Source organism: Phaeodactylibacter xiamenensis (genome assembly GCF_000759025.1).
In the GTDB taxonomy this organism is placed as follows: Bacteria; Bacteroidota; Bacteroidia; order Chitinophagales; family Saprospiraceae; genus Phaeodactylibacter; species Phaeodactylibacter xiamenensis.
Map to the genome: position 1 here is coordinate 1 of NZ_JPOS01000043.1, position 985 is coordinate 985.

Below are 985 nucleotides of genomic sequence, written 5' to 3' on the forward strand. Positions count from 1 at the left end.
TAGCAACTCCTGTAATGGAGGTACCGGTGATCTTCCTGACATGTTCCAAAACTACATGGACTACTCCGATGATGGCTGTATGAACCTCTTCACGCAAGGCCAGACTGCCCGTATGCGGGCTTTGTTTGAGCCCGGTGGCGCCCGTGCCAGCCTGCTGAACTCTACCGCCTGCGGCACCCCCGTAACGCCTACCTGCAATGACGGCATCCAAAACGGCGATGAGACCGGCGTAGACTGCGGCGGAAGCCATTGCCCACCCTGTGCTGTGCCTTGTGCCGATCCGGGCTTTACGTCCAATACCATAACGACATCAGCGGATGGTGCTTGGTCCGTATACGCCATGGATTTGGACGGTGATGGCGACGCGGATGTATTATCGGCCTCATATAGTGATGATAAGATAGCGTGGTACGAGAATGACGGCAGCGGCAATTTTGGTGCGCAGCAGGTCATAACGACATCAGCGAATAGTGCCAGGTCCGTATACGCCATGGATTTGGACGGTGATGGCGACGCGGATGTATTATCGGCCTCTTTTAATGATTATAAGATAGCGTGGTACGAGAATGATGGCAGCGGCAATTTTGGTGCGCAGCAGGTCATAACGACATCAGCGGAAGGTGCTTGGTCCGTATACGCCATGGATTTGGACGGTGATGGCGACGCGGATGTATTATCGGCCTCTTCGTGGGATGATAAGATAGCGTGGTACGAGAATGACGGCAGCGGCAATTTTGGTGCGCAGCAGGTCATAACGACATCAGCGGATGGTGCTTGGTCCGTATACGCCATGGATTTGGACGGTGATGGCGACGCGGATGTATTATCGGCCTCTTCGGTTGATGATAAGATAGCGTGGTACGAGAATGACGGCAGCGGCAATTTTGGTGCGCAGCAGGTCATAACGACATCAGCGAATGGTGCCAGGTCCGTATACGCCATGGATTTGGACGGTGATGGCGACGCGGATGTATTATCAGCCTCT

At 54.1% G+C, this 985-nt stretch carries 1 protein-coding gene; it reads left to right on the forward strand.

Annotated elements, in window-relative coordinates:
• Positions 1–985 (forward strand): FG-GAP repeat domain-containing protein (locus IX84_RS18130; RefSeq protein WP_044223948.1); only part of this gene is annotated, 985 nt, incomplete at both ends.